General features: G+C 70.0%; 17 protein-coding genes and 1 pseudogene. 4 read left to right on the top strand and 14 right to left on the bottom strand.

Annotated elements, in window-relative coordinates; all coding sequences use genetic code 11:
* Positions 1-2: 2 nt before the first annotated feature.
* Genes DTO57_RS05750 through DTO57_RS05760 form a run of 3 tightly spaced genes read right to left on the bottom strand, consistent with a single transcriptional unit; the run spans position 3 to position 3,127 of the window.
* The gene (locus DTO57_RS05750; protein WP_114117204.1) at positions 3-869 is read right to left on the bottom strand and encodes a carbohydrate ABC transporter permease; all 867 of its coding nucleotides are present in this window, start codon (positions 867-869) and stop codon (positions 3-5) included.
* Entirely contained in the window at positions 866-1,840 is a 975-nt protein-coding gene (locus DTO57_RS05755; RefSeq protein WP_114117205.1) for a carbohydrate ABC transporter permease, read from the bottom strand. The genes DTO57_RS05750 and DTO57_RS05755 overlap by 4 nt, the downstream gene beginning before the upstream one ends.
* A gap of 3 nt (positions 1,841-1,843) precedes the next feature.
* Positions 1,844-3,127 (bottom strand): ABC transporter substrate-binding protein, encoded by a 1,284-nt coding sequence (locus tag DTO57_RS05760; protein WP_114117206.1) that lies wholly within the window; start codon positions 3,125-3,127, stop codon positions 1,844-1,846.
* 160 nt (positions 3,128-3,287) lie between these two features.
* Here DTO57_RS05760 and DTO57_RS05765 point away from each other — a divergent pair, with 160 nt between their 5' ends.
* Positions 3,288-4,316, top strand: a complete 1,029-nt coding sequence (locus DTO57_RS05765) for a LacI family DNA-binding transcriptional regulator (protein WP_114117207.1) — start codon at positions 3,288-3,290, stop codon at positions 4,314-4,316.
* Here the strand turns inward: DTO57_RS05765 and DTO57_RS05770 are convergent.
* From DTO57_RS05770 to DTO57_RS05815, 10 genes are all read right to left on the bottom strand, one after another.
* The gene (locus DTO57_RS05770) at positions 4,304-5,401 is read right to left on the bottom strand and encodes a Gfo/Idh/MocA family protein (RefSeq protein ID WP_114117208.1); all 1,098 of its coding nucleotides are present in this window, start codon (positions 5,399-5,401) and stop codon (positions 4,304-4,306) included. The genes DTO57_RS05765 and DTO57_RS05770 overlap by 13 nt on opposite strands.
* Positions 5,401-6,171, bottom strand: coding sequence for a sugar phosphate isomerase/epimerase family protein (locus DTO57_RS05775; protein ID WP_114117209.1), 771 nt, complete (start codon positions 6,169-6,171; stop codon positions 5,401-5,403). The genes DTO57_RS05770 and DTO57_RS05775 overlap by 1 nt, the downstream gene beginning before the upstream one ends.
* Before the next feature lie 79 nt (positions 6,172-6,250).
* Entirely contained in the window at positions 6,251-7,654 is a 1,404-nt protein-coding gene (locus tag DTO57_RS05780) for a GH1 family beta-glucosidase (RefSeq protein ID WP_114117210.1), read from the bottom strand.
* 45 nt (positions 7,655-7,699) lie between these two features.
* The gene (locus tag DTO57_RS05785; RefSeq protein WP_114117211.1) at positions 7,700-9,736 is read right to left on the bottom strand and encodes a beta-galactosidase; all 2,037 of its coding nucleotides are present in this window, start codon (positions 9,734-9,736) and stop codon (positions 7,700-7,702) included.
* Positions 9,733-11,988 (bottom strand): glycosyl hydrolase family 95 catalytic domain-containing protein, encoded by a 2,256-nt coding sequence (locus DTO57_RS05790; RefSeq protein WP_114117212.1) that lies wholly within the window; start codon positions 11,986-11,988, stop codon positions 9,733-9,735. Before DTO57_RS05790 ends, DTO57_RS05785 begins: the two co-directional genes overlap by 4 nt.
* A 36-nt stretch (positions 11,989-12,024) precedes the next feature.
* Positions 12,025-13,035 carry a LacI family DNA-binding transcriptional regulator gene (locus tag DTO57_RS05795; RefSeq protein WP_114117213.1) on the bottom strand — a complete coding sequence of 337 codons (1,011 nt, stop codon included), beginning with the start codon at positions 13,033-13,035 and terminating at the stop codon, positions 12,025-12,027.
* On the bottom strand, positions 13,022-15,310 hold the full coding sequence (gene yicI / locus DTO57_RS05800) for an alpha-xylosidase (protein WP_114117214.1): 2,289 nt from the start codon (positions 15,308-15,310) through the stop codon (positions 13,022-13,024). The genes DTO57_RS05795 and yicI overlap by 14 nt, the downstream gene beginning before the upstream one ends.
* A 5-nt stretch (positions 15,311-15,315) precedes the next feature.
* Positions 15,316-16,266 carry a carbohydrate ABC transporter permease gene (locus tag DTO57_RS05805; protein WP_114117215.1) on the bottom strand — a complete coding sequence of 317 codons (951 nt, stop codon included), beginning with the start codon at positions 16,264-16,266 and terminating at the stop codon, positions 15,316-15,318.
* Positions 16,263-17,267 carry an ABC transporter permease gene (locus tag DTO57_RS05810; protein ID WP_114117216.1) on the bottom strand — a complete coding sequence of 335 codons (1,005 nt, stop codon included), beginning with the start codon at positions 17,265-17,267 and terminating at the stop codon, positions 16,263-16,265. The genes DTO57_RS05805 and DTO57_RS05810 overlap by 4 nt, the downstream gene beginning before the upstream one ends.
* Positions 17,268-17,273: 6 nt before the next feature.
* Positions 17,274-18,914, bottom strand: coding sequence for a type 2 periplasmic-binding domain-containing protein (locus DTO57_RS05815; protein WP_222843223.1), 1,641 nt, complete (start codon positions 18,912-18,914; stop codon positions 17,274-17,276).
* 177 nt (positions 18,915-19,091) lie between these two features.
* Between DTO57_RS05815 and DTO57_RS05820 the strand changes: the two genes are divergently transcribed.
* The 3 genes from DTO57_RS05820 to xylB all read left to right on the top strand — a co-directional run bounded on the left by DTO57_RS05820 (position 19,092) and on the right by xylB (position 24,626).
* Positions 19,092-21,932 (top strand): glycoside hydrolase family 3 N-terminal domain-containing protein, encoded by a 2,841-nt coding sequence (locus DTO57_RS05820; protein WP_162785671.1) that lies wholly within the window; start codon positions 19,092-19,094, stop codon positions 21,930-21,932.
* Positions 21,933-22,010: 78 nt separating this feature from the next.
* Complete coding sequence (gene xylA, locus DTO57_RS05825) at positions 22,011-23,204, top strand: xylose isomerase (protein WP_114117218.1); 1,194 nt, start codon at positions 22,011-22,013, stop codon at positions 23,202-23,204.
* A 24-nt stretch (positions 23,205-23,228) separates the two neighbouring features.
* Positions 23,229-24,626 carry a xylulokinase gene (gene xylB, locus DTO57_RS05830; RefSeq protein ID WP_114117219.1) on the top strand — a complete coding sequence of 466 codons (1,398 nt, stop codon included), beginning with the start codon at positions 23,229-23,231 and terminating at the stop codon, positions 24,624-24,626.
* On the opposite strand, the pseudogene DTO57_RS05835 reads toward xylB, so the two are convergent.
* Positions 24,623-24,754, bottom strand: a pseudogene (locus tag DTO57_RS05835) (IS481 family transposase); the annotation flags it as partial. The gene xylB and the pseudogene DTO57_RS05835 sit on opposite strands and share 4 nt — an antisense overlap.

Raw genomic sequence — 24,754 nt, forward strand, 5'->3', positions numbered from 1 at the left:
GGTCATCCCTTCACGGCGCCCGTCAGGCCGCCGACGATGCGCTTCTCGAAGAGACTGAAGAAGATCAGCGCGGGGATCATCGACAGAGAGGTGTAGGCGAGCACGCGGGCTGTGTCGACCGAGTACTGCGAGGCGAAGTTCTGCACGCCGAGCGGCAGGGTGAAGAGCGACTGGTCGCTCAGGATGAACAGCGGCAGGATGTAACCGTTCCACGTCGTGACGAAGCACAGGATCGCGACCGTGATGACGCCCGGCAGGCTCAGCGGGATCACCATGCGCCAGAAGAAGCCGAGGCGGCTGGCGCCGTCGATCGAGGCGGCCTCCTCGAGCTCCTTCGGGATGGCGCGGAGGAACGGCACGAGGATGATGATCGTCGTCGGCAGCGCGAACGCGATCTGCGGCAGGATGATGCCGGCGAGCGAGTTCACGAGGCCGAGGTTGCGGATCAGCAGGTACAGCGGCGTGATCGCGACCGTGGCCGGGAACATGAGCCCCGCCGCGAAGAGCGAGTACATCGCGCCCTTGCCGATGAAGTCGTACCGCGCGATGACGTAGCTCGCCATGACGCCGAGCACGACGGTGCCGAGCGTCGTCACGCCCGCCGAGATGGTCGAGTTGCCCATCGCGAGCCAGAACTCGCTGCTCGTGAGCACGTCGCCATAGTTGGCGAACACCCAGGGCGAGGGCCAGCCCGACGGATCCTGCGTGATCTGCGCGTTCGTGCGGAAGCCACCGATGATGACGTAGAGCACGGGGCCAATGCAGATCGCGACGAGGATCGTCGCCATGAGGTACACCCAGGGCCCGGCGGAGCGCGTCGCGCCCCGCCGCGGCCGCACCACGCGGATCGCGGTTGCCGTGGTGGTCATCGCTTCTTCTTTCCGCTATCGCCCGTGAGGGCACCCGCCGTGTCGCGGTTCAGCGCGAAGCGCTGGTACACGAGGGCCACGACGAGCGAGATGAGGAACAGCAGCACCGCGACGGCGTTGCCGAAGCCGTAGTTACCGGCGAGGTGGCCGTTCAGGTACATATAGGTCGCCATCGTCGAGGTGCCCGCGGTCGCCGCCACGTACTGGCCCCAGATGATGTTGACGAGGTCGAAGAGCTGCAGCGAGCCGATGATCGAGAGGAACGCCCAGATGCGGATCGTCGGCCCGAGGAGCGGCAGCGTGATGCGCCACTGGGTCTGCCAGAAGCTGGCGCCGTCGATCGCGGCGGCCTCGTACAGCTCCTCCGGGATCGACTGGAGGCCGGCGAGCATGAGGATCACGGCGAACCCGATGTACTTCCAGCTGATGATGAACATCAGCGTGCCCATCGCGATGCTCGGGCTCGCGATCCACGACTGCGCCCAGTCGCCCAGGCCGATCTTCTCGAGGAACGAGTTGAGTGCGCCGGCGTCCTGCAGCATGAGCGACCAGCCCGTGCCGACGACGACCTCGCTGATGACGTAGGGCACGAAGATCAGCACGCGGATGAGGCTGCGACCGCGCATCTTCTGGTTCATCAGCAGGGCGAAGAGGATCGCGAGGGGGCCCTGCAGGATGAGCGAGGCGAACACGATGAAGAAGTTGTGGCCGACCGCCGAGCGGAAGGTCGGATCCTTCAGGATCGAGATGTAGTTGTCGAGCCCGACGAAGTCGTCGGGGAAACCGAAACCCTTCCATCGGAAGAAGCCGTAGAAGGCCGCCATCGCGACGGGCAGGATCACGAAGGTGACGAACACGAGGATCGCGGGGCCCGCGAGCAGCGTGATCTCACCGCGCTTTCGCCAATCGGCCCGGGCCGGGGCGCGGTGAGCCGCCCCGGCCGGTGCCACGAGTGTTGCCGTTTCGGTCATCGTTTAACCGCGCGCCGCCGCCTGCGTGGCCGCCTCGACGATCGACTCGGCGGTGCCGGATCCGGCGAGGGTCTCGACGACCGCCGCGTTCAGGGCGTTGCCGACGTTCTGGCCGAGGAGCGTGTCGAGCCACAGCACGATGTAGCCGGCATCGTTGTAGGCGGCCATCATCTCCTGCAGGGCGGGGTCGGTCACGACCGACTGCGCGTCCTTCGACGCCGGGATCGCGTCGAACGCCTCGGCGTACTTTTCCTGCCACTCCGTCTGCGCGAAGAAGTTGAGGAAGTCTTCGCAGGTGCTGGGCGAGTCGGCCGAGCACGAGTAGCCGTCGACGCCGCCCATCATGGCGGTGGGGTCGCCCGCTCCCCCGTCGGTCGCCGGGAGCGGGAACCAGCCGAGGTCGGCGAGGGGCTCGCCGTCCGGGGTTAGCGAGCCGATGACGCCCGCGTCCCAGCCGCCCATCAGCTCCATCGCGGCCTTGTGGTTTGCGACGAGGCCGGCCGAGGATCCGGCACCCTCCTGCGCGTCGGTCGTGAGGAAGCCGTTGTTGAACGGCTCGGTCGCGGCGAAGTCGACGAGGTCCTGGCCCGCCTCGAGCCAGCACGGGTCGCTGAAGTCCTGGTCGACCGCGATGTTCTGGAGGACCTCCTCCGAGCACGCGCGAAGCGCGAAGCCGTAGTACCAGTGGGCAGCCGGCCAGGCGGCCTTCGCGCCGAGGGCGATGGGCTCGACGCCCGAGTCCCTGAGCTTCGCGACGGCGTCGTTCAGCTCGTCGATCGTCGCGGGTTCCTCGGTGATGCCGGCGTCGGCGAACAGGTCTTCGCTGTAGAACATGCCCTGCGGCAGCACCGCGACGGGCATGCCGTAGGTCGCGCCCTCGACCGTGAACGCGCTGAAGGCGGCGTCGCCGTAGGCGGTCTTCGCGTCGTCGGAGATGAGCCCCGTGATGTCCTTGACCACGCCCGCGTCCACAAAGTCGGCGAGCTTGCCGCCGCCGCGCGCCATGAAGATGTCGGGCATGTCGCCCGAGTTCGACGCCGTCTGCAGCTTGCCGTCCATGTCCTCGTTCTGCACCGAGGTCATCGTGACCTTCACGCCGGTCTCGGCCTCGAACGCGGCCGCGACCTCGTCCCAATACGCCTTGCCGTCGCCGGTCGTCGAGTTGTGCCACATCTCGAGCGAGTTCTCGTCGGCGGGCTCGCTGCCGCCACCGGAACAGCCCGTGAGGGCGAGTGTCGCGACGGCCACCGTCGCCATCGCGGACAGCCATGTCTTTCGCACGTTCATTGCAGGTCTCCTCATCGAGTGCGGTGCGCACGCGGCGCGTTGCCGCCGTGCGAGTAAGACTCTGGCACGCGATGTGACAGGATGTCAAACGTTATCGATAACGTTTTACATCGCGTGGTTCTCGTGCCCTTGCGTGGCGCGGGTCTACCGTGGAGGAACCATGAGCATCATCGACGGCGCGCCGCGCGGGCGCACAACGATCACCGACGTCGCGCGCGCCGCCGGCGTCTCGGTTGCGACCGTCTCGAAGGTGATCAACGGCCGCTATGGCGTCGCCGCCGCGACCCACGACCGCGTCATGCAGGTCGTGAACGAGCTGGGCTACGCGAGCTCGCTCGTCGCGACGTCGATGCGCCGCCAGCGCACGCACGTCATCGGCGTTCTCGTCGCGGCGTTCGAGCCCTTCGCGCTCGAGCTCCTGCGCGGCGTCTCCGAGTCGCTCATGGGCACGCCCTACGACGTGCTCGCCTACGCCGGCGCCGTCTCAGCGGGTTCGCACGAGGGCTGGGAGACCCGCTCGCTTTCGAGTCTCGGCGGTACCCTCATCGACGGCGCGATCGTTGTGACCCCCACCGTCGCGCTCACGGGCGCGGCCGTGCCGATCGTGTCGGTCGACCCGCATACGGGCACGACGGGGCCCGCGATCGTCGACATCGACAACCGCCGCGGCGGGGCGCTCGCCACCGAGCACCTGCTCGGGCTTGGCCACACCCGCATCGCGCACCTGAGCGGCCGTGACGACCTCGAGTCGGCGCAGCTCCGCGCGGGCGGCTACCGCGAGGCGCTCGCCGCCGCGGGGATCCCCGTCGACGAGTCGCTCGTCGCCGAGGGTGGCTACTCCCCCGAGGAATCCGCCCAGGCCGCGGCGGGTCTCCTCGACGCGGCCGAACCCCCGACGGCGATCTTTGCCGCGAACGACGTCTCCGCGATCGCGGCGATGTCCGTCGCGCGCGAGCGCGGGATCCGAGTGCCTGAGGATCTCTCGATCGTCGGCTTCGACGACATTCCGGCGGCCGTCGCCATGGATCCGCCGCTCACGACCGTGCACCAGCCTCTGAACGAAATGGGGCACGCCGCGGTCGATCTGCTCGTTCGCATGATCGACCACGGCGCGCCCGCGGAACATGTGCGCATGCCGAGCGAACTCATCGTGAGGGGCTCGACGGCGCCGTCGCCTTACGCCTCGTAGGGCGTCCAATCGGCCGGGATCGCGGCGGGCTGAGCGATGCGGCTCGCGATATCGATCGTCTGGCCCGTGCGCGTCGACTCCTCGATCGCGAGCATCGTCTCGAGCACGTGCAGGCCGATCTCGCCCGAGGCGCGGTGCGGCTCGCCCGAGCGGATGCCGCGCACCATGTCGAGCACGCCGAGGCCGCGTCCACCGACGGTGCCTTCGGTGGGCAGGTCCTCCCAGTCCTCCGCGTCAGGACGGTAGACCCGCAGCGGCCCCTCGAACATATTGGGATCCGGGATCGAGAGGGTTCCCTCGGTTCCGGTGATCTCGACGACGCCCATGCGCGGGAGCGCCGACTCCCAGCTGAAGATGCTCGACGAGGCGCCGCCCGCGACGAACTCGAGGTTGGCATTGACGTGCGTCGGGATGAGCACGGGGAACTCCTCGCCCGCGCGCGGTCCCGCGACGACCGTGCGGGTCGGGCCCGACGCGAGGCCGAAGGCCGAGACGCGGGCGACGGATCCGAACACGTTGACGAGCGTCGTCAGGTAGTACGGGCCCATGTCGAGCACGGGGCCGGCGCCGGGCTGGAAGAAGAACTCGGGGTTCGGATGCCACTTGTCGGGGCCGAGCGACATCATCGCCGTGTGGGCGGCGATCGGTTGACCGATCTCGCCCGCGCGGATGGCGCGCAGCGCGCTCTGCACGCCCTGACCGAGCACGGTGTCGGGCGCGATGCCGACGCGAAGGCCCTTCGCCGCCGCGGCCTCGAGAAGCTGCTGCGCGTCGGCGAACGCCGTCGCGATGGGCTTCTCGCTCCACACGTGCTTGCCGGCCTCGATCGCGGCGAGCGACACCTGGGCGTGCACGGCCGGGATCGTGAGGTTCACGACGAGCTCGACATCGGGGTGCGCGAGCACGTCGTCCGGCGTCCCCGACACGGGCACGCCGTGCTTCTCGGCCTGCGCCGCCGCGCGGTCGGTGTCGATGTCACCGACCGCGACGACCGTCACCTCGGGAAACTGCGCGAGGTGCTCGAGGTAGGTGTCCGAGATCATTCCGGCGCCGACGAAGCCGACGCCCACGGGCTGCTGCGCCATTACTTCGCACCCTCCAGGAGGGCGCGGGTGCCGACCAGGCCCTGCGCGATGCCGTCGAAGATGTCGCCGCGGTACTCGTCGAACTCGACGACGAGGAGCTCGGTCTGCGGGGCCGCCTCGAGGATCGGGGCCCACGCGATCGCGCCGTCGCCCGCGGGGAGCTGGTCGAGGCGATCCTTGCTGAGGCCGCCGTCCACCGCCGGCGCGTCCTTGACGTGCAGCTGGCGCACGCGGTCGCCGAGGGCGGTAAGGAGCGCCGGAACGTCGGCGCCGCCGACGGCGGCCCAGTAGGCGTCGATCTCGAGCGTCATCTCGGCCGGGAGCTGCTCGGCGAGGATCTCGATCGCGGTGCGGCCGCCGAAGGTGTTCTCCACCTCCCAGAAGTGGTTGTGGTAGCCGAAGGTGAGGCCGTAGCTCTTCGCGAGCTCGGCGTGGCCGGCGAGCTGCTCGGCGTTCTGCCGGATGTCGTCGAGGCTCGTCCAGCGCTCGGGCGCGATCATCGGATCGATCAGCGTCTTCACGCCGAGGGCCGCGGCGGCCTCGAAGGCCTCCTCGGCGTTCGCGTTCGACAGCGGCGCGTGCGCGGTCGGGGCCGTCAGGCCGTTGGCGGCGAGCTCGCGCTCGAGCTCCGCGCGCCAGCCGACGAGGTTGTAAAGCTCGATCTGGGTGAAGCCGATCTCGGCGGCGCGGGCGAGGGTGGAACCGAGGTTCTCCCCCGCGGCCTCTCGGACCGAATACAGCTGCAGGGCAATCGACGGTGTCACAGACATGGTTCTCTCTTCATCGAGGTAGGTGGCGTCGTCTCAATCCTAGGGAGACTTTTGCCGACGAATAATCAAAAGTTGGCGATTAGCCGTTTTTGCGCACAATCTGGTCGCGCACCCAGTGCGCGCTATCCTTCGGCAGGCGCTCGCCGGTGTCGTAGTTGACGCGCACGATACCGAAGCGCTTGGAGTAGCCGTAGCCCCACTCGAAGTTGTCGAGCAGCGACCACACGAGGTACCCGCGCAGGTCGACGCCGCGGTCCATCGCACGCTTCGCGGCGCCGAAGTGGCGGAGCAGGTAGTCGGTGCGCTCGTCGTCGTGCACGTGCTCCCCCTCGTCATCCTCGCTCACGACGTCAGGGAAGGCCGCGCCGTTCTCGGTGATCATGAGCGGCTGCTCCGGGAACTGCTCCTTCAGCGACACGAGCAGATCCTCGAGCCCATCGGGCGCGATGTTCCAGCCCATGTCGGTGTACGGGCCGTCCTGCGGCAGGAACTCGACGCCGTCGAGGCCCGGCCACGGCGATCCACCCACGTCCTTGTGCCCGTCGTTGCGCACCCTCTCGCCCGCGCCGTCCCACATCCGCACCGTGACGGTCGAGTAGTAGTTGACGCCGAGCACGTCGAGGGGCTGGTGGATCTGCTCCACGTCGCCCGGGCGCACGAACGACCAGTCGGTGACGCTCTTCGTGAACTCCAGCAGGTCGTCGTCGTAGCGGCCGAGGAGCATGGGGCTCGTGAAGGCGCGGTTCGCGAGCGCCTCGACGCGCTGCGCCGCCTCGCGCTCGCCGCGGGCGACGTGGAAGTTCAGGGTCACCGACACGTCGGGGTCGTTCGTCGCCTCGCGGCGAATCTCGGGCACCGCGAGGCCGTGCGCGAGGTTCAGGTGGTGCACCGCCGCGAGCGCGTCGCGACCACTCGTGCGGCCCGGGGCATGCGCGCCGGATCCGTAGCCGAGGTACGCCGAGCACCAGGGCTCGTTGAAGGTCGTCCACGTGTCGACGCGGTCGCCGAGCTGTTCGACGGTGCGGGCGGCGTACTCCATGAACCGGTAAGAGGTGTCGCGGTTCGCCCAGCCGCCGGCGTCCTCGAGCTCCTGCGGCAGGTCCCAGTGGTACAGGGTCGCGACGGGGCTGATGCCGCGGGCGCGCAGACCGTCGACGAGGCGCGAGTAGAAGTCGATGCCCTTCGCGTTCAGGGCGTTACCGGCGTTCGGGAACACGCGCGACCACGAGATCGAGAAGCGGTAGGCCTCGAGCCCGAGGCTCGCCATCAGGTCGAGGTCCTCCTCGAGGCGGTGATAGTGGTCGCAGGCGACGTCGCCGGTGTCGCCGTTCCAGACGCGGCCCGGCGTGTGCGAGTAGGTGTCCCAGATGGACGGCGTGCGGCCGTCTTCGTGGGCGGCGCCCTCGACCTGATACGAGGCGGTCGCGGATCCGATGAGGAATTCGCGCGGGAAGTCGAGGGGAACGTTGCGGTAGTCGGTCATAACGGGTCTCCAGTGATCCGGTTCGGAAGTATTTTCCGGAAGCGCTTACATTGTAGGTCGAACGGCGGCGGAACCGCCACGGGGCGTGCGGATGACCGCCACCCCGCCGGCCGCGACCTCGAGCCCCTCTGCGGGCCCGCCCGAGAGGAGGTCGACGCCGTCGCCTGCCACAGACGCGGCCGACGACGAGTGGTTCAGGAGGAAGAGGTAGTCGGCCTCGGCGCCGCGGCGGCGCACCGCCTCGAGCCCGAGCGCGGCCGCCCCCGGCACGGCCTCGCCGATGCCGAGCTCGCCCGCGATCCGCGCGTAGAGTGCGTCGCGCGAGGCCTGCTCGAGAACGGTCGAGACGTACCAGGCGGATCCGGATCCCACCGCGCGCCGCGTGACCGCGGGCCCACCCGCCGACGGGCCATCGGCGTAGGAGAGCACCGTCTCGGCGCCGTCGAGGATCAGGTGCTCGGTCCACTCGGTGGCGCGAATCTCAACACCGCCCCCGCGCTCGCCGAGCGACACGGCTTCCCCCGGCGCGAGCACGCGCACCTCGTCGGCGGACACCCCGAGCAGCTCGCGGAAGGTACCCGGGTAGCCGCCGGGCAGGATCCGGAGGTGCGCATCGGCGACGCCGCTGAGGTAACTCACGAGGACCGTGCCGCCGCCCTCGGCGAAGCCGCGCAACCACTCGGCTGTCTCGGGCGCGGCCGCGTAGAGGCACGGCACGACGAGCAGGTCGTACGCCGAGGCGTCTGCCCCGGGCGCCAGGAAGTCGGTCGCGATGCCCGCCCGCCAGAACGATCGGTGCGCGGCGCGCACCTCGTCGCGATAGGTGAGCGCGTCGTTCGGCAGGTGCGGGGTCTCCATCGCCCACCACGCGTCGGCGTGCCAGACGATGCCGACGCGGGCGTCGCCGAGGCGGCCGTCCGCGGGCGGATCCGTCACCTCCGAGATCTTCTCGAGCATGCCGCCGAGCTCGCAGACGGCCTCGTAGCCCGCGCTGGATCCGCCGGCGTGCGGCACGAGCGCGCCGTGCCACTGCTCGGATCCGCCGAGCGAGGCGCGCCACTGGAAGAACAGCGAGCTCTGCGAGCCGCGCGCGATGTACCCGAGCGAGTTGCGGATCATGCGGCTGGCGGGCTTGGCGTAGGTGCGGTCGCCCGTGATGATGCCGGTGGCGTTCTGCTCCATGAGCACCCACGGGCCGCCGCCCCAGCCGCGCACGAGGTCGGATCCGTAGGCGACGTGCGCCTCGCCGTCGGGCCCCGGGGTGTCGAGGTAGTGGTCGACCGAAACGACGTCCATCTCGCGCGACCAGGCCCACTGCTCGAGGTGATTCCACGTCGGCAGCATGAAGTTCGTCGTGACGGGCGCGGCGGATCCGGCGGCCCGGATCTCGTCGCGCTGCTCCGAGAAGCAGGCGAGCATCTCGTCGGACGAGAAGCGCCGGAAGTCGATGAGCTGGGCAGGGTTGTGCACGTACTGCGTCGCGACGGGCGGGAAGATCTCGTCCCACGCGCCGTAGCCCTGCGACCAGAAGCCCGTCGTCCACGCCGCGTTCAGCGCCTCGAGGGTGCCGTAGCGCGCCTCGAGCCAGCGGCGGAACGCGGCGGCGGCGTGGGGGCCGTAGTCGAGCGTGCCGTACTCATTGTGCACGTGCCAGCCGCGAAGCCCGGGGTGGGATCCGTAGCGCTCGGCGAGCATGCGGGCGACGCGGCGCGCGGCCTCGCGGTACGCGGGCGCGCTGATCGCGTAGGTGTCGCGCGAGCCGTGCGTGAGGCGCACGCCGTGGGGCGTCACGGGCAGGGCGTCGGGGTGCGCGAGCGTGAACCACGGCGGCGGCGACGCGGTGGGTGTGGCGAGGAAGAAGCCGATGCCCGCGACCGTCAGCATCTCGATCACGCGGTCGAGCCACGAGGTGTCGTACTCGCCCTCGCGCGGCTCGAGCCGCGCCCATGAGAAGACGCCGAGGGTGACGGTGTTAACCCGCGCCCGCGTCATCAGCTCGATGTCCTCGCGCCAGACCTCCTCGGTCCACTGCTCGGGGTTGTAGTCGCCGCCGAACAGCAGGCGGTCGGGCACGAAGGTCATGCGGTCTCCTCAGTGAGATCGTGTGGCGTGATGGTCGTGGCGCCGTCTTCGCGCACGTCGACGGTGGCGATCGCGGATCCCCACCGCACCCGCACGGCTCCGGCGCGGCCCTCGCGCGAGATGAGCCGCGCCTCGACGAGGCCGCCGTTCTCCCACGAGATGTCGACGACGACGCCGGGGCGCGCGACGAGGCCACGCACGGATCCGGTGGGAAGGGTCGATGGCACCGCCGGCAACAGCTCGATCTCGCCGCGGTGGCTCTGCAGGAGCGACTCGGCGATGCCGGCCACGTAGCCGTAGTTCGCGTCGATCTGGAACGGCGGGTGCGCCGCGAAGAGGTTCGGGTAAAGTCCGCCCGCGAACTGCCCGTCGTTGCCGCGGGCGTCGCGGAAGAAGAGCTGGATCAGCTCGTCGAGGCGGTCGCTGCGGCGAAGGCGCGCCCACAGCGACATCTTCCACGCGAGCGACCAGCCGGTCGAGTCGGCGCCGCGGCGGTCGAGGCTCACGGCGGCGGCGCGCTCGAACGCGGGGCTCGCGGCGGATCCGGGGTGCAGGGCGTACAGGTGGCTGAGGTGCCGGTGGTGCACGTCGGCCTCGGCGTGCGCGGCGTCCCATTCCAGGACGCCGTCGTCGGTGACGCGCTCGTCGAGCTCCGGCAGCCGCGACAGCGCGTCGCGTGCGCGTGCGGCGAGCTCGTCGCCTCCCGCGGCGACCTCCGTCAGCAGCTCGCGCGCAATCGCCAGGTCCATCGTGCTCGTGAGCCCGACCGAGCGCTCGGCGCCGTCGGCGTCGAGGTAGGTGTTCTCGGGCGACGTCGACGGCGCCGTGCCGAGGCCCGTCGGGGTCTCGACGAGCCAGTCGAGCAGGAACTCGACCGCGCCCCGCACGACGGCGGGCGAGACGACCTCGTCGTCGGATCCGAAGGCGCGGTGCTCGGCGACGTGCTGCAGCAGCCAGCCGCCCGCGAACGGCCAGAACGACCACTTTGGGTCGCCGCCGCCCTCGCCGACCGACGACGTGAAGCCCCACGCGTCGGAGTTGTGGTGCGCGGCCCAGCCTCGGGCGCCGAGCGACGCCGCCACCTTCTCCCCCGAGCGCGACATGGCGCCGATGAGGCCGAAGAGCGGATCCGCGAGCTCGGCGAGGTTCGCCGTCTCGGCCGCCCAGTAGTTCATCTCGACGTTGATGTTCGTCGTGAACGCGGCGCTCCACGGCGGCCGCGGGTTGTCGTTCCAGACGCCCTGCAGGTTCGCGGGCAGGCGGCCCGGCGCCCGGGACGCCGAGATCAGCAGGTAGCGGCCGTAGTCGAAGAGCAGGGGCACGAGGTCCGGATCCGCCGCGGCGGTCTCGCCGCTCGCGCGGGCCGCGTCGAGGCGGCCGGAGATCGTGCCGGCAGGCACGGATCCGTCGATCGCCACGCGGTCGAAAAGCTCGCGGTGGGCGCCCACGTGCGCGCGCTCGAGCTCGTCGTAGCCGGCCTCGAGGGCCGCCGCGATCTTCCGCCCGGCGCGCGCGATCGCGTCGTCGAGGCTGAGGAGGCGGTCCTCGCCGAGGCCCGCATAGGTGGTCTCGATCGCGACGACGACGATCGTCGCGCCGCCGCCCCGTCGCACGCACGCCTCGACGACGACCCGCACGGTGTCCTCGGCGTTCTCGGCCCAGACCGCGTCGGGCAGCTGCGGCTCGTGCGCCGGCGGCACGTCGAGGGGCGCCTCGAGGATCCACCGCTCGCCGGTCTCGGTGGGCTCGTGCCGCGCGAGGCGCAGCGGCGTCTCGAGCGCGATGGCCGGATCCGCACCGCCCTCGAGCCGGTACACGACGACGTCGTGGGGAGCCGAGACGAAGGTCGTGGCGCGAAGCTCGCGACCCGCCGCCGTGTGGCGCGCGTCGGCGAGCGCGAGGGAACGACGCGCGGTCTCGTCCGCGCCGCCGTCGATCACGAGGCTACCGACCGGCAGGTACGCCTGCGAGTGGCCGCTCTGCGCGGCCCGTAGCTCGCGCTCGGCGTCCGCGGCACGCCCCTCGAGCGCCGCGCGCTGGGCGTCGGCGTAGAGCTCGCGGGCCTCGGCGCCGCCGACGCGGCGCTGGGCCTCCTCCGAGCCGGGGTTACCCGACCAGACGCTCTCCTCGTTGAGGCCGAGCCGGGCGGGAAAGGATCCCCAGTCCATGACGCCGATGCGGCCGTTGCCGAGGGGCAGGGCCTCGAGCCAGGATCGTGCCGCGCGGTCGTATTCGAGCGTGCGCTCGGACATGCATCCTCCGTGATGATGTGCGATGGTGGGGGCCGGTCAGGCGTGGGGGCCGACCGAGCCGTAGGAACGGTATTCGGGGGTCACGAGGCGCACGCCGGGCTCGACGTGCTGCTTCTCGACTGCGTCGACGAGCTCCTGCAGCGCGAGCTCGCAGCTGTGCTCGGGAACGAGCGGGATCGAGTCGATCGCGCGGTGAAAGCCCGACGTGTCGAAGATCGAGCCGACCGAGACGAGCGACACGTCGCGCGGCACGTCGAGCCCGCGGGCCGTGATCGCGTCGAGCACGGCCTTGTGGCTGCGCTCCTCCGTGTTGAGCACGATGCCCGTCACACCGTTGTCGAGAAACTCGAGCGTGAGCCGGTACGCGTCCTCGGCCGCAAACTGCGCCTCCGACAGTGGCCGGAAATACGCCTCGAGGCCGAGCTCGCGGGCGCGATCGCGGAAGCCCTGGCGGGCGCGCGGCGCGTAGTTTGTCGTCTCGTAGTTTCCAGCCGGGTGGCCGAGCATCGCGATCTTGCGATGCCCGGCCTCGGCGAGGCGGTCGACGGCGGAGGCGGTCGCCCCCGCGAAGTCGAGGTCGACGCACATGAGCCCGTCGGTGTTGTCCGGCACGCCCACGAAGACCGTGGGCGTGTGGCTCGATCGCGCAAGCTCCGCGCGCTCGTCGTTCGGCGAGACGTCGAGCACGATGATCCCGTCGACGAGGCCGCTCGCCTCGACCCGCCGCATGCCCTGCGTCGAGTCTTCGTCGGTCAAGAGCAGGATGTCGTACCCGTGCCTTCGCGCCGCGATCGAGGCGGCGAGCACGAACGCCATGTGCGAGGGCGCGTGCGTGTCCGACCGGAACGGCTCGGTGAGGGCGAAGATGTGGGTCCGCCGCCCCGCGAGCATCCGGGCGCCCGCGTTCGGCAGATACCCGAGCTCGCGGGCGGCGAGATGGATCTTCTCCCGCGTCCGCTCCGACACGGGCCGCTTGCCGCTCAGGGCATACGACACCGTGCTGATCGACACTCCCGCGCGCTTGGCGACGTCATCAATCCGAACCACTGCTACTCCCACCGTCGGCGAGTGCGACGGTCAGAGTTCCCGGCCCGCTGTGCGTGTGAGCGGTTCCACCGGTGTCAACGTTCCAGCTTCCGGCGCCGGCACCGGCCGTGACGGAAATCTCGGACCCCTGGCGTCGAACCCGGAATTCCGTCGCCGCGCCGGTTCCACCCGGCACCTCGATGGTCTGATCGTATCCGTCCGGCAGCGCGTAGAGCTTCACCGTCACCCCATCGGCCCACGCGTACTCGGGCCCGCCGGTCTCGGCGCCGAACGGCACCACGGATCCCTCGCGCACGTAAATCGGGAGCGAATCGAAGCCGTGCTTCTCGCGGCGCCAGGATCCGCCCGTCACCGTCTCCCCCGTCAGTAGCTGCGTCCACTGCCCCTCCGGCAGGTACACGTCAACGTCGCCCTCGGCCGAGAACACCGGCGCGACGAGGATCGACTCGCCCAGCATGTACTGCGTGCCGAGGCCCGAGACCGCGCGGTCGCCCGGGAACTCCAGCGCCATGGCGCGCATGATCGGGGTGCCTCGCAGCGTCGCCTCCCGCGCGGCCCGCGCGAGGTACGGCATGAGCGACATCTTGAGGCGCGTGAACTGGCGCGTCACGTCGACGGCCTCGTCGTCGAACGCCCACGGTACGCGATACGAGTCGGATCCGTGCAGGCGCGAGTGCGACGACAGCAGGCCGAACGCGACCCAGCGCTTGAACACCGCCGGATCCGGCGTGCCCTCGAAGCCGCCGATGTCGTGCGACCAATACCCGAAGCCGCTCATGCCGAGCGACAGGCCGCCGCGCAGCGACTCGGCCATCGACACGAACGTCGACTCGCAATCGCCGCCCCAGTGCACCGGGAAATGCTGCCCTCCGGCCGTCGCCGAGCGCGCGAACAGGACCGCCTCGCCCTCGCCCCGCTCGCTCTCGAGCAGCTCGAACACGGCCTTGTTATAGAGCTGCGTGTAGTAGTTGTGCATGCGCTTCGGGTCGGATCCGTCGTGCCAGACGACGTCGGTCGGCACGCGCTCGCCGAAGTCGGTCTTGAACGCGTCGACGCCGTCGCCCAACAGCGCGCGGAGCTTGTCCTGGAACCACCGCACGGCGTCGGGGTTCGTGAAGTCGACGAGCGCCATGCCCGCCTGCCACATGTCCCACTGCCAGACGGATCCGTCGGCGCGGCGCACGAGGTAGCCGAGCTTCCGGCCCTCCTCGAAGAGGTGGCTGCGCTGGGCGATGTACGGGTTGATCCAGGCGCTGACGCGCAGGCCCTTCGCCTTGATACGGGCAAGCATGCCCTGCGGGTCCGGGAACATCGCCGGATCCCACACGAAGTCCGACCAGTGGAAGGCGCGCATCCAGAAGCAGTCGAAGTGGAACACCGAGAGCGGGATCTCGCGCTCGGCCATGCCGTCGATGAAGCTCATGACGGTCGCCTCGTCGTAGTTCGTCGTGAACGACGTCGAGAGCCACAGGCCGTAGGTCCAGGCGGGTACCTCGGCGGGGCGGCCGGTCAGGGCCGTGTACCGCTCGAGGATGTCCTTCGGCGTCGCGCCGTAGACGACGTAGTACGTCAGCTCTTGTCCGGGCACGCTGAACTGCGCCCGCGACACGGCCTCGGATCCGATCTCGAACGAGACGGCGCCCGGGTGGTCGACGAAGAGGCCGTAGCCGGCGTCGGATAGGTAGAACGGCACGTTCTTATAGGCCTGCTCGGAGGCCGTTCCGCCGTCCTCGTTCCAGATGTCGACGCTCTGACCGTTCTTCGCGAAGGTGCCAAAGCGCTCGCCCAGACCATAAATCGTTTCACCGACGCCCATGGCGAGCTGCTCGCGCACGTACGCCCCCTCGGGGGTCTGTATCGCGCCGACGCTGCGCGCGTCCGAGCTCGTGATGACCCGGCCGTCCGCGACGAAGTCGAGCCGCCATGGCCCCTCGGCGCCGATGCGCGCCTCGAGCGCCCCGGAGGCGAAGACCGCGTCCCCGGATCCGGGGGTCTCGATGCGGACGCTCGGGTTCTCGTCCGCGAGCTCGAAGACCGGCCCCTGATCGGCGGATCCGAGGTGGTGCGCGATGCTGACCCCGATGACGTTCTCGATGGGGCTCGAGAGCCTGATCGTGAGCGACGAGCGGTTGAGGGTCGCACCGCGAGAGGTGATCGGCGACGTCGGGGCGTGGACGACGAGGTCGTCGCCGTCGCGCTCGAAGCCGTCGATGTCTTTCGGCTGCAGGATGCTGACGCCGGGTCGCATCTGCCAGTAGCCGTCGGTGAATTTCATTGTGTTTAGCCCTTGATGGCGCCGAAGATGACGCCTTTGGTGAAGTGACGCTGGACGAACGGGTAGACGAGGAGGATCGGCACGAGCGCGAGCACCATGATCGCCATCTTGACGGGGAGGCCCGTCACGGCACCGGTGTCGACGCTGACCTGGCCCGCGCCGCTGCCCGGCAGGGTGACGCCCTGCAGAACGTAGGAGCGCAGCACGAGCTGGAGAGGCCACTTCGCGTTGTCGTTGATGTACAGCATCGCGTTGAAGAAGGAGTTGAAGTAGCCGACGCCGTAGAACAGCGCGACGACCGCGATGACGGCGCCCGACATCGGCAGCACGATCTTCCACAGGATCCGCCAATCGCCCGCGCCGTCGATGCGCGCGGCCTCGGTGATCGAGGGGTTGATGCCCATGAAGAACGAGCGCAGGATCAGCACGTTGAACGCCGAGACGGCGCCCGGCAGGATCAGCGCCCAGAGGCTGTCGATGAGGCCCAGGCCGCTCACGAGGAGGTACATGGGGATCATGCCCGCGCCGAAGAACATCGTGATGAGGAACGTGAACAGGATTGTGCGGTGGAACAGCGAGTTCGGTCGAGAGAGGCCGTAGGCCGCGAGGATCGACACGACGGTCGAGAGCAGCGTGCCGACGCCCGTGATGATGACGCTGACGACGACCGACCGGGTGACGATGCCGCCCGACAGGATCTGCTTGTAGGCCGAGAAGGTGATCTCGCCGGGGACGACGACCATGCCGCCCGCCGCCGTCACGGTCGCGTTCGACGAGATCGACGTGAGCACGACGGTGTAGAGCGGGAAGAGCACCGCGAGGACGACGAGGATCAGCGCGACCGACTTGCCGGTCTGGCCGAGCACGGTCGGCGGGCCCTCCCAGGCGGGGCGGTTGCCCAGCGAGCGGCGGCGGCGCGGCACCGTGAGGTTTTCGGTGAGGGTGCGAGTACTCATGATTTGCGGTAGACCCCGTCTTCTCCGAACAGGTGGGCGAGCTGGTTGGCGCCGAGCACGAGCAGGAGCGAGACGACGCCCTTGACGAGGCCGGCGGCGGCCGCGAAGGCCCAGTCGCCGTTGATGACGCCCTGGTAGTAGACGTAGGTGTCGAGGACCTCGGCGGCCCCCGCGCCCACGGCGTCGCGCTGGAGGATCAGCTGCTCGAAGCCGACCGTGAGGGCGTCGCCCAGGCGCAGGATCAGCAGCAGGATGATGGTCGGGCGGATGGCGGGGAGCGTGACGTGCCAGATGCGGCCCCACTTGCCCGCGCCGTCCATCGCGGCGGCCTCGTATTGCTCGGGGTTTACCGTGCCGAGCGCCGCGAGGAAGATGATGATGCCCCAGCCGGCGTCCTTCCAGACGGCCTGCGAGGTGATGAGCACCAGGAAGGTATCGGGGTTCGTCATCAGGTCGAAGCCGTCGAAACCGGCGTTCGCGAGAACGCGGTGTAGCAGGCCCGCGCCGCCGAAGATCTGCTGGAAGATCGTCACCACGAGAACCCACGAGAAGAAGTGGGGCAGGTAGACGATCGACTGGATCGTCGAGCGCACCCACGGCGTCGAGACGCTGTTGAGCAGCAGCGCGAGGACGATCGGGATCGGGAAGTAGAACACGAGCTGGAACGCCGTGATCGCGAGCGTGTTGGTGACGGCGTGCCAGAAGGTGGCGTTCTGGAACACGCGGGCGAAGTTATCCCACCCGATCCAGACGCTGTCGATGATGCCGACGTACGGCGAGTAGTCGAGCCACGCGATGACGTTGCCGAGCATCGGCACGTACGCGAAGACGATGAGGAGGGCCACGCCCGGCAGCACCATGAGGAGGAGGGCCCCGTCTCGGCGGAGGCGGTGGCCGAAGCTCTGCTTCCGGCCGGTGGCCGGTGCGGATCCGGCCGCGGCCTTCCGGCCCGGCTGAGCCGGGCCGGAAGGTGACAGCGTGTGAGTCGCGGCTGCGGTCATCGCTATTTAGCCCTGCTCCTGGCCATCGAGGATGTCCTGGTAGAACGCGCGCAGTTCCTCGCCGCCCGACGTGCGCCAGGTCTCGATCGCCGCGTCGAGCGCGTCGATCGACTTGCGCCCGCGGATGATGTCCGAGGCGAGATCCTCAAACGGCTGCCCGAGGGCGGCGTACTGGCTCGGCTCGGTGATGTTCTGGCCGAAGAACGGCGGCTCGGTCAGGTACTCGACGTTGTCGGCCATCCAGGTGGTGTACTTCTCGACGTAGTCGGGAAGCTCGGTCTTCGCGATCGCGGCGGGCGGCGAGACGAGGAAGATGTAGCTTGCCTGGATCTCGTTCTGCGCGAGGGCAGTCGCGACGGGCACGCCGTTGTCGTCGAGCTCGTAGTGCTCGCCCTCGACGCCGTAGGTGATGAGGCGGTTCTCGGCCGTGCCGTAGGGGGCCGCCATGAAGTTTGCCGCCGTGAGGATCTCCTTCGTCTGATCCTCGTCGCCCGTCTTCTTGATGTACGAGCAGATGCCGGCCGCGGGCGTCTTGTAGAGCACGGGTGTGCCGCCGTCGGCGGCGAACACCGGCATAAGCGAGATGCTGAAGTCGGGGTCGGTCGCGCGCATGCGGGTCAGCGCCTCGCTGTAGTAGCCGACGCCGTCACCCATCACGACGTCCTGGCCGCTCTCGAAGCGCTGCTTCGCGCTCGCGGTCTCGCCCGCGACGGCGTCGGGGTGCACGGCGCCGGAGGCGAAGAGCTCGGCCGTCCACTCGAGGGCCTCGCGGTACTCGTCGGTCTCGAACTTATTGATGAGCTGGCCGTCGTCGCCGACCGTCCACTTGTCCGGAACGCCGAACATGATCTGCGCGACCGTCCACGGGTCCTCCGACCCGTAGTGGCCGTCCTTCGTGTTGTCTTTCAGGAACTGCAGCATCTCGTCGGCGTTAGTCGGGAGCTCGGCGTCGGGGAGCAGGTCGTCGCGGTAGAAGTACCAGTTGCCGAGGTTGCCCTCGCCCGGCTGCGGGATGCCGTAGAGCTTGCCGTTCCACGAGCAGGCGCGCCACGCGTCGGTCGGGATGTTGGCGAGGTACGGGTAGTCCTTGATCGCGTCGCCGCCGAGGTAGGGCGTGAGATCTTCGAAGAGCTTGTCGACGCCGGTGCCGAAGCGGGGCGGCACGTTCCACGACGGGATCGAGATCCAGTCGGGCATGTCCTTCGGCGAGGCGAGCACCGCGGCGAGCTTGTCGCCGTAGGTATTGCCGTCGCTGATCTGGAAGTTGATGGTCGTGCCCATCGCCTCGTTCACGGCGTCGAAGTACGAGTTGCCGCTCGTCGGCGGGATCGTGCCCCACAGGGGCGTCATGGCCGTGTAGGTGCCGCCGCTTCCGGGAGGGGTGTCGAAGCCCTGAACCAGCTCATCCGGCACCGTGAGGTACCCCGACGGCGAACCGTCGACGCCGGGGAAGTCGGGTTCGATGGCGTCAATCGGAACGTACGCGGGCAGCGACGCGTCGTCGATGGCGCCGTCGCTCGATGCGACAGTCGTGCCATTGTCGTCGGCCGAACCGCAGCCGCTCATGACGAGGGCGGCGGCGCTGACCGCGCCGACGATCGCCAGTGTTCGACGCACTGCCGTGCGCCTAGTTCCGAGTGTGCTCATGGAGGTCTCCTTTGCTCTCCGAGGAGGCGGGCTGGTGCCCAACCTGCGCCCCGACAGGCTCATTGTCGAAGCGCTTCGCATTACGGTAGCTTTTGTTGCGAACATCCGCAATACTTTGTTCAAAATCGCGTCGAAGCGATTCGCATTTGCCCTCCCAACGTCCGCGAGGAACCCACCATGTCTCTGCACGCCGCCGTCTCAGACCTGCTCTCACAGCTGAGCACCGACGAGAAGATCGCCCTCCTCCACCAGCACCAGCCGGCTATCGAGCGCCTGGGGCTCTCCGCCTTCCACACCGGCACCGAGGCCCTGCACGGGCTCAGCTGGGTCGGCACCGCGACCGTCTTCCCGCAACCCGTCGGGCTCGCCGCGACCTGGGATCCGGAGTTCCTCAAAGAGGTCGGCGACGCCGTCGCGACCGAGGTGCGCGCGAAGCACGCGCAGGATCCGGCGCTGAGCCTCAACGTCTGGGCGCCCGTCGTGAACACGCTGCGACACCCGCTCTGGGGGCGCGGCGAGGAGGGCTACTCCGAGGACCCGGACCTCACGGCCGCCCTCGCGATCGGTTACGCCCGCGGCCTCCGCGGCGACCACCCGACGGTGTGGAAGACCGTCCCGACGCTCAAGCACTTCCTCGCCTACGGCAACGAGACCGACCGCGCGACGACGAGCTCGCACATGCCGCCGCAGGCCCTCCACGAGTACGAGCTCCCCGCCTTTACGCACCCCGTCGCGGCGGGCTGCGTCGGCGCGGTGATGCCGTCGTACAACCTCATCAATGGCCGCCCGACGCACGTCTCGGGCGAACTCCTCCGGTTGCTCCGCGAGCACGCACCGGAGGGCATCGCCTACGTCTCCGACGCCCAGGCGCCGTCGTTCCTCGTCGACGAGCAGCGCTACTTCGAATCGCACGAGGCCTCGCACGCCGTGGCCCTCAAGGCCGGCCTCGACTCGTTCACCGACAACAGCGAGGCGTTCGCGCCAACGGTCGAGCGGGTGAGCGCTGCCCTCGAGGCGGGCGACATCGACATCGCCGACATCGACCGCGCCGTGCGAAACCTGCTGTTCCTGCGCGCCCGCACGGGCGAGCTGACGAATGAGGATCCGTACGGGATCGGCGCCGACCAGATCGACATCCCCGCCCACCGCGCGCTCGCCCGCGAGGCCGTCGCGCGCTCGGTCGTCCTGCTCGAGAACGACGGCGCGCTCCCCCTCGCCGAGCCCCGCACGATCGCCGTCGTCGGCCCCTTCGCCGAGCACCTCGTGCACGATTGGTACTCCGGCACGCCGCCCTACAAGAGCCTCGTCTCGGACGCGGTGCGCGAGCGCTACCCGAACGCCGAGGTGCGGGTCGCCTCCGGCGCCGACCGCATCGCGCTCCGCTCGCGCACGCACGGCCGGTTCCTCGAGGTCGCGGGCGACGGATCCGCCGTGTCGGCGTTCGCCGAAGCGGCGACTCCCGCGACCCACTTCGACCTCGAAGACTGGGGCAACGACACCGCCTCGCTGCGCTCGGTCGAGAGCGGCCTGCTCCTCACGGGCGCGGGCCGATTCCTCAGCGCCTCGTCCGCCCGCATCGGCGAGTGGGTCGCGCAGGAGACCTTCCGCCTGCAGGAGGTCGACGGCGGCGTGCGGATCCAGCACCTCGGATCCAAGGGCTGGCTGCGCGTGCAGCGCGACACGCTCGCGCTCGTCGCCGACGGGACTGAAAAGACCGCCGAGATCTTCGACCTCGAGCTCGTGAGCGACGGCCTCGCGGCCGTCGGCGCGGCCTGCGAGGGCGCCGATGTCGCCATCGTCGCGCTCGGAAACGACCCGCACGTCGCCGGCCGCGAGACCGAGGATCGCCCCGACATGCGCGTCGCCGCCGGATCCCGCGAGCTCTGGCACGTCGCGGCCGAGGCCGCCGACGACGCGATCCTCGCGATCGTGTCGAGCTACCCCTACGAGATCGGCGAGCTCGTCGCCGACGCGAACGCCGCCGTCTGGCTGAGCCACGGCGGGCAGGAGCTCGGCCACGGGCTCGTCGACGTGCTGAGCGGCGACCGCGAGCCGGTTGGCCGGCTGCCGCAGACCTGGTGGGCCTCGGCGGCCGACGCGGGCGACCTGTTCGACTACGACGTCGTCGGCTCGGCGATGACCTACCGCTACGCCGCGGCTCGCCCCGCGTATGGGCTCGGCCACGGCCTCGCCTATTCCCCCGTCTCCTACGAGTTGATCGAGCTCTCGGAGGCGTCGATCGAGGCACCCGCGCCCACGGCAGCGCACACGGCCGCCCGCCCCGCGGGCTTCGGCGGGCGGCTGGTCGCGCGCGTGACGCTCGCCAACACGGGCGATCGCCCGGTCGACGAGCTCGTCGCCGTATACGCGGCGGCGCCGTCGCTCCCCGTCCCCGCCCCGCACACCCGCCTCGCGGGCTGGGTGCGCGCCGAGCTCGCCCCCGGCGAGCGCCGCACCGTCGAGGTCGACCTCGACGAGGGCGTGCTCGCGGTGTGGGACGCGGCCGATCACGCGTTCCGGATCCAGCCCGGATCCTATGAGCTGCGCGCCGGCCGCTCCGCGTCCGAGCCGGCCGTCCGCGCGGCGCTCGAGGTGACGGGCGAGGATCCGGGCGCCCGCGAATCGTCGCTCGTCGACGCCTCGGCCTTCCACTCGCGGGGCGGCGTCGTCACGTCGGACCGCACGCGCGAGAGCGGCCAGAGCATCGAGGTCGAGGCCTCGCGGGCCGAGGGATGGGCGCGCTACGACCGCGTCGATCTCGCGGGCGCGAGCGCGCTGAACATCGAGGTCGCCCGGCGCGCGCTGCCGTCCGAGGCGCCGGCGACCATCCGCGCCGAGGCGCGCTCGGGCGGGGAATGGATCCGAGTGACGGGCGATGTCGAGGTGCCCGAGACAGGCCGGTACGGCTGGATCCGCGTCACCGCGCCGATCGCGGCGGAGGTCGCCGGGCCCACCGAGCTGCGGCTCGTGCTCTCGGGCGCCGCGCGCGTTTCCGAGTTCGAGATCGTGCGCGCGTAACCCGTTGCCACTCCCCCTCGTTCGTGATACGTTCACACCAACAACAATTCACCAATGATGCTGAAAGGCAGGACATCCATGTCCCTCACCCCCACCAAGGCTGACCGCTTCTCGTTCGGCCTCTGGACCATCGGCTACAACGGCACCGACCCCTTCGGCGGCCCGACCCGCCCGGCCCTCGACGTCGTTCACGCCGTCGAGAAGCTCGCGGAGCTCGGCGCCTACGGCCTGACCTTCCACGACGACGACCTCTTCGCCTTCGGCTCGACCGACGCCGAGCGCCAGAAGCAGATCGACCGCCTCAAGGGCGCGATGGCAGACACCGGCATCATCGTGCCGATGGTCACCACCAACCTCTTCAGCGCCCCCGTCTTCAAGGACGGCGGCTTCACCTCCAACGACCGCCAGGTGCGCCGTTACGCGCTGCGCAAGGTGTTCCGCCAGCTCGACCTCGGTGCCGAGCTCGGCGCCAAGACCTTCGTCATGTGGGGCGGCCGCGAGGGCGCCGAGTACGACTCGGCGAAGGACGTGCAGGCGGCACTCGAGCGCTACCGCGAGGCCGTCAACCTCCTCGCCGACTACGTCACCGACAAGGGCTACGACATCCGCTTCGCGATCGAGCCGAAGCCCAACGAGCCCCGCGGTGACATCCTCCTCCCGACCCTCGGCCACGCCATCGCGTTCGCCGACTCGCTCGAGCGCCCCGAGCTGTTCGGCGTGAACCCCGAGGTCGGCCACGAGCAGATGGCGGGTCTGAACTTCACCGCCGGTATCGCCCAGGCGCTCTACCACGGCAAGCTCTTCCACATCGACCTCAACGGCCAGCGCGGCATCAAGTACGACCAGGACCTCGTCTTCGGTCACGGCGACCTGTACAACGCGTTCTCGCTCGTCGACCTGCTCGAGCACGGCGCCCCGCAGGGCGGCCCGGCCTACGACGGCCCGCGCCACTTCGACTACAAGCCGAGCCGCACCGAGGACGAAAACGGCATCTGGGACTCGGTCTCGGCGAACATGCGCAACTACCTCCTCCTCAAGGAGCGTTCGGACGCGTTCCGCGCCGACCCCGAGGTGCAGGAGGCCCTGTCGGCCGCCAAGGTCGACGAGCTGAGCCAGCCCACGCTGAACCCGGGCGAGAGCTACGACGACTTCCTCGCCGACCGCTCGGCGTACGAAGACTTCGACGCGAACGCCTACTTCGGCGCGAAGGGCTTCGGCTTCGTCAAGCTACAGCAGCTCGCCACCGAGCACCTGCTCGGCGCCCGCGGTTAATTCGGTACGAAGGAACACAACACGATGACTCTGGTCGCCGGCGTCGACTCTTCGACGCAGAGCTGTAAGGTCCTCATTCTCGACGGCGAGACGGGCGCGATCGTGCGCTCGGGTCGCGCCTCGCATCCCGACGGATCCGAGGTCGACCCCGCGCACTGGTGGCGCGCTCTCGGCGAGGCGATCGAGAACGCGGGCGGCATCGACGATGTCGACGCGTGGTCGATCGCGGGCCAGCAGCACGGCCTTGTGGCGCTCGATGCCGACGGCCGGGTCATCCGCGACGCGCTCCTGTGGAACGACACCCGTTCCGCGGGGGCCGCCGCGGCCCTCACGAGCGAGGTCGGCGCCGCCGCCTTCGCCGAGCGCACCGGGCTCGTCCCGGTCGCGTCGTTCACCATCACGAAGCTCCGCTGGCTCGCCGACGCCGAACCGGAGAACGCCGCCCGCGTGGCCGCGGTGGCGCTCCCCCACGACTGGCTGACCTGGCGCCTGCGCGGCTACGGCCCCGCGGACGAGAGCGAGCTCGGCCCCGTGCTCGACGAGCTCATCACCGACCGATCGGACGCCTCCGGCACCGGCTACTTCGACTCGTCGCGCGACGAGTACGACCGCGAGCTCCTCTCGATCGCACTGCGCCGCGACGCCTCCGACATCGTCCTGCCGCGCGTCCTCGGCCCCGCCGAGCATACCGTCGACGGCGGCGGTCGCCGCGTCGCCCCCGGCGCGGGCGACAACGCGGGCGCGGCCCTCGGCATGGGATCCGTCACCGGCGACATCGGAGTCTCGATCGGCACGAGCGGCACCGTCTTCGCGATCGCGACCGAGCCGGTGCGCGACACGAGCGGCACGGTCGCGGGCTTCGCCGACGCCGCGGGCGGCTACCTCCCCATCGTCACGACCCTCAACGCGGCCCGCGTGCTCGACCAGGTCGCCGCCCTCCTGGGCGTCGACCACGCCGAACTCTCGCGCCTCGCGCTGGAGGCCGAGCCCGGCTCCGCGGGCCTCGTCCTCCAGCCCTGGTTCGAGGGCGAGCGCACCCCGAACCGCCCCGACGCGACCGCGACACTCTTCGGCATGACGCTCGCGTCGACGACCCGCGAGAACCTCGCGCGCGCCGCCATCGAGGGCGTGCTCTGCTCGCTCGCCGAGGGCCTCGACGCGATGCGCGACCTCGGCGTCGACGCGAAGCGCGTGCTCCTAACGGGCGGCGCGGCGCAGAGCCCCGCCGTGCAGCAGATCGCCGGCGAGGTCTTCGGCCTGCCGGTCGTGATCCCGGATCCGGGCGAGTACGTCGCCCTCGGCGCCGCCACCCAGGCCGCCTTCTCGCTCACGGGATCCCGCCCCGCCTGGTCGCCGAAGATCCTGGCCGAGCTCGCCCCGGGCACGACCCCGGCCAGGGCCGCCTACCGCGCCCGCCTCTAACTGTGATGTCCAGGGACGTTGTTGAGTCGGTCGAAGGGTGCGCCGCCAATCGCAGAGTGGTGTCGGTGGTGGTTGTAGAAGTGGAGCCAGCCGGGCAGCGCCAGGCGTCGTTCGGCCTCTGAACCGTA

Origin of the sequence: Microbacterium sorbitolivorans, assembly GCF_003327285.1 — a bacterium.
Taxonomy (GTDB): Bacteria; Actinomycetota; Actinomycetes; order Actinomycetales; family Microbacteriaceae; genus Microbacterium; species Microbacterium sorbitolivorans.